Consider the following 4,099-nt stretch of genomic DNA (forward strand, 5'->3'; position numbering starts at 1 on the left):
CTTCCGAACTCGCGCGGCCGCGCTGATCTCCGAGGCGGCCCTCGCCCGGGCCGCCTCCGCCTCGGCCGCGGCGGCCTCGGTGGAGTCCCGGGCCGCCGCTTTCGAGTCCTCGGTCTCCGCGCAGATCTCGAAGGCCCGGCAGAGCGCCAGCGCCGCCCTGAGCGGGGTCGCCGGCACCGGCAACGCGATCGGCGACGTGGTGCTGACCGGGGTGCCCACCACCGCCACGGACGGCTTCCCGGCGGCCACCGTCACGATCACCAACTCGACCTCTCAGAAGGCGAGCTACGCCGTCCAGGTGGACTTCGTGGACTCCTCCGGCGCCACTGTGGAGACGGTGGTGGTGGGCACCTCGGACGTCGCCCCCGGTGAGCGCCGCACGGTGCTCGCGCACGGCGACCAGAAGGTCGACGCAGCCAGCGCCAAGGTCGCGCGGGCGCAGCGTTTCTGACCCTGCCAGGGTGCCGACCGGGTGAGGCCGCCGCATGCTGGGACGAGGGTTGTTCCACACCGGAGGTGGCCACTCATGCAGGGACGGGGAACGGTCGAGCCCGAGGCCGTCGTGATCGGAGCCGGCCCGTACGGGCTGGCGACAGCGGCGCACCTGCGGGGCGCCGGCGTGTCCTTCCGGGCGTTCGGCGAGCCGATGGCGGGCTGGCGCGAGGGCATGCCCGCGGGGATGTTCCTGAAGTCGACACCGCGGGCGTCCTGCATCTCCGATCCCTCGGGCCGTTACGGCTTCAACGACTTCCGCCACCGCGCCGGCCGCGGCACGGTCGGCGACACCTACCCGATCCCGCTGGACGAGTTCGTCGAGTACGGCGAGTGGTTCCAGCGGGAGCGGGTGCCCGAGCTGGAACGGACGCAGGTCGCGCGGGTCGAGGGCGCACCGGGCGGGTTCCGGGTGACCCTGGAGGGCGGCGAGTCGGTGGCGGCCCGTTCGGTCGTCATGTCGACCGGTCTGCGGCCCTTCGCGTACCTGCCGCCCGAACTCGCCGCACTGGCCGGGACGGGCCTGTGCTCGCACACCAGCGAGCACGCGGACCTGCGGAAGTTCGCCGGGCAGCGGGTGGCCGTGGTGGGCGCCGGACAGTCGGCGCTGGAGAGCGCGGCCCTGCTGCACGAGGCCGGGGCCTCCCCCACCGTGGTGGTCCGCGGCCCGCGGGTGATCTTCGGCGAGCCGCCGGACGCCGACCTGCCGGCCAGCCGCCCGCTCACCGCCCGGGTGACCCGGCCGTCCAGCAACCTCGGCCCGGGGTGGGGCATGCGCGCGTATGCCGACATCCCCTGGCTGTTCCGGTTCCTGCCGGACGAGGCGCGGGCCCTCCGGGTCCGCCGGGTGCTCGGCCCGGCCGGTGCCTGGTGGCTGGAGGAGCGGGTGGACGGTCTCTTCCCGGTGCTCACCGGGCATCCGCTGGCGGCGGCCGAGGCGGTGGACGGCACCGTCCGGCTGAGCCTGGAGGGCCCGACCGAACTGCTGGAGGCCGACCACGTGCTGGCCGCCACCGGCTACCGGGCGGACGTGGCCCGGCTCGCCGTCCTCGACGAGGGGCTGCGCCGGGCGATCCGCACCACGGCCGCGGGCGCGCCGCGGCTCGGCCCGGGTCTGGAGTCGTCCGTGCCGGGCCTGTACTTCACCGGGCTGGCCGCCGCGAACACCTTCGGGCCGGTGATGCGCTTCGTCTGCGGGACGCACTTCGCGGCCAACCGGATCGGCCGGCACGTCGCCGCCCGCAGCAACCGGGACGCGTAGGACGAACGGCGGGCGGGGGCCCGCCGCGCGGCGCCGGGCCCCCGCTCACCCGCCGATCCTGGACCTCAGCATCCGGTACGGCGCGGGAACGCCGAAGCGGAGCAGCGCCGCCACCGCCGGGGCCGGGTCGTCCGCGGCGAACCAGGCGTGCTCGGTGTGGGGCTCCGCCCACAGGCCCCAGGGGCGGCAGCGGTCCTGCCAGGCACCGGCCAGCGCGGAGAGGGTGTCGAGCCGGCCCGCCCGGAAGCGTCGCGGCCGCTGCGGCCCGGCCGGGACGGGGCGGCCGGTCAGCCAGAGGTGCAGGGCGCGGACGACGTCGACCCCGTCCACCGTCTCGAAGAGGCGGAACTGGGCGCCGTTGCGGGGGTTGAAGTCCAGCAGCTTGTAGCGGCCGTCCCGCCGGTCGAGGCGCCAGTCCAGGTCGGCGCTGCCGCAGTAGCCGATGGCCTCGCAGAAGTCGGTGGCCAGCGCCGCGAGTTCGGGGTTCGGCCGGGTGTGGCCGCGGGTGGTGACACCGCTCTCCGGCGGCCACGAGCGGTCCTTGACGCCGGTGAAGACGACCAGCGGCTTGCCGCCGGACCCGCAGCAGAGGTGGGTGATCCAGTCCTCGGCGCAGGACTGCGGGACGTACTCCTGGAGCAGCACCGAGAGCGGGCCGTCCGAGGGGCAGGCGGCCAGCAGGGCCGGCTCGTCGGGCACGACCGTGGTGTGGCTGACGGCGGGGCGCACCTGTCGGGTGAAGGGGGCGAGGTTCTTCAGGACGACCGGGTAGCCCCACTCCCGCGCCGTGGCGAGGAGTTCGGACCGGTCGGCCGGGGTCGCGGCGCGCGGGGTGGCCACGCCGTTCGTGCGGCAGAGCTCGTGCAGGCCGCCCTTGTCGGCGAGCCGGCGCGGCAGGTCCGCCGGTACCGGTGGCAGCAGGAACCGCCCGGCCAGTTCGGAGCGGTGCTCGGCGAGCAGCACGGCGGCCTCGTCGTCGGTGGGCACCGCGACGGTGGGGCGGCCGATCGCCCTCCCGGCGGCCAGCAGGGCGGCCACCAGTGCCTCGGGCGGTTCCCCCGCGCTGGTGGGCCGGACGAAGGCCCGCCGCACGTAGCGGGAGAGCGCGGTCGGGGTCAGCGCGTCCTCCACCATGGCGTACACCGGCACGCCGGCCCGGCCGAGCGACCGGGCGGCGCCGTAGGCGCCGTAGGCGTCCGGGTAGTGGCCGACCTTCACCATCAGCACGGGTACTCCGCGGTCCAGTTCAGGGCCCTCGGCCTGCATCGGGTCCACCTCCTCGGGCGGGTCAGCGCTGCCAGACGGCGACCCAGCCGACGTCCAGCCGGGCGGAGTCGGTGCCGGGCGGCGGCGCGGTCTGGAAGCCGACCGCCAGGTTGATCACCAGTTCCATGGCCACGTGCGGGATCGCGGCCGGTTCGGTGACCTTGAAGCGCTGGACGCCGTCGACGTACCAGGTGACCGAGTCGGGCTGCCAGTCGACCGCGAAGACGTGGTAGCCGCCCGAGAAGTCGGCCGGGCCGTAGCGGTTGCCGATGTGGGTGTCGCTGCCGTCGGGGGCCCGCCAGTGCAGGTTGGAGTCGACGTGCGAGGCGCTGTTGATGAACTCGGCGATGTCGATCTCGGGCGGGGTGCCGCGGGCGTCGGCGGGGATCAGCCAGAACGCCGGGAACATGCCCTCGGCCGCGACCGGCACCTTGACGGCGGCGGCGAACCAGCCGTAGGTGAAGGTGTGCCGCGGTGCGCCGTCCCAGTGGTCGCGGCCGGTGCTGACCATGCCGGAGGTCCACGGGTAGGTCTTGCCGTCGGTGCCGTGGGTGGTCCGGCGGTCGGCGGTGAGGGCGAGGTCCCCGTTGCCGACGGACACCTGGCCGGGCAGGTACCACTGGAGCTCGTGGTTGCCGGCGTTGGTGCAGCCGCCGTCGTTCCAGTCGTAGCAGGTGGCCCAGTCCGCGGTGTTCAGCCGGGAGCCGGTGAAGTCGTCGAGGAAGACCCGGTGCCAGGGCCCCGGCGGGGTCGGCGGGTCGGTCGCCCGCTGCGCGCCCGGCACGGCGGCCTGTGTCCGCGAGGCCGGGGAGCCGCCGGCGGTCGGGTCGCCGCAGGCGGTGGCACCGGCCAGGACGCAGGCCGCGACCAGCGCACCGGCCCGCAGCGCCGAGCGGTCGTACCGGCCGGGCGGCGGGGGCGGCCCCTCGCGGGTGGAGCGGGTGGCCGGGTCGGGGGGGGGGGGGGGGCGCCCCGGGGGGGGGGGCGGCACCAACGGGGTGGGGGAGGCCGGCAGCCACAACAACCCCCCCCGATCGGAAAAAGAACGAGGTGGGGTATTAGGGGTTGTGTTAGTTGGAG

At 75.5% G+C, this 4,099-nt stretch carries 4 protein-coding genes; 2 read left to right on the top strand and 2 right to left on the bottom strand.

Annotation, left to right across the window (positions count from 1 at the left end):
• Positions 1–451, top strand: a 451-nt coding sequence (locus tag ABZ641_RS27985) for an FxLYD domain-containing protein (protein WP_359986056.1), incomplete at its 5' end; no start/stop codon positions are given.
• 75 nt (positions 452–526) lie between these two features.
• Positions 527–1,753 (top strand): NAD(P)-binding domain-containing protein, encoded by a 1,227-nt coding sequence (locus ABZ641_RS27990; protein ID WP_359986059.1) that lies wholly within the window; start codon positions 527–529, stop codon positions 1,751–1,753.
• Between the two features lie 45 nt (positions 1,754–1,798).
• Here the strand turns inward: ABZ641_RS27990 and ABZ641_RS27995 are convergent, their stop codons facing one another.
• Both ABZ641_RS27995 and ABZ641_RS28000 read right to left on the bottom strand, forming a co-directional pair.
• Complete coding sequence (locus tag ABZ641_RS27995) at positions 1,799–3,019, bottom strand: ATP-grasp domain-containing protein (protein ID WP_344625451.1); 1,221 nt, start codon at positions 3,017–3,019, stop codon at positions 1,799–1,801.
• A gap of 22 nt (positions 3,020–3,041) precedes the next feature.
• A complete protein-coding gene (locus ABZ641_RS28000; RefSeq protein WP_359986062.1) occupies positions 3,042–3,803 on the bottom strand; it encodes a glycoside hydrolase family 16 protein in 762 nt (253 codons plus the stop codon).
• Between the last annotated feature and the right edge of the window lie 296 nt (positions 3,804–4,099).

Origin of the sequence: Kitasatospora sp. NPDC007106 (genome assembly GCF_040634455.1) — a bacterium.
Lineage (GTDB): Bacteria > Actinomycetota > Actinomycetes > Streptomycetales > Streptomycetaceae > Kitasatospora > Kitasatospora arboriphila.

Excerpts from the sequence above, each read along its gene's own strand:
- ABZ641_RS27990 (WP_359986059.1), top strand. The coding sequence starts at position 527 with ATGCAGGGACGGGGAACGGTCGAGCCCGAGGCCGTCGTGATCGGAGCC.
- ABZ641_RS27995 (WP_344625451.1), bottom strand. The coding sequence starts at position 3,019 with ATGCAGGCCGAGGGCCCTGAACTGGACCGCGGAGTACCCGTGCTGATG.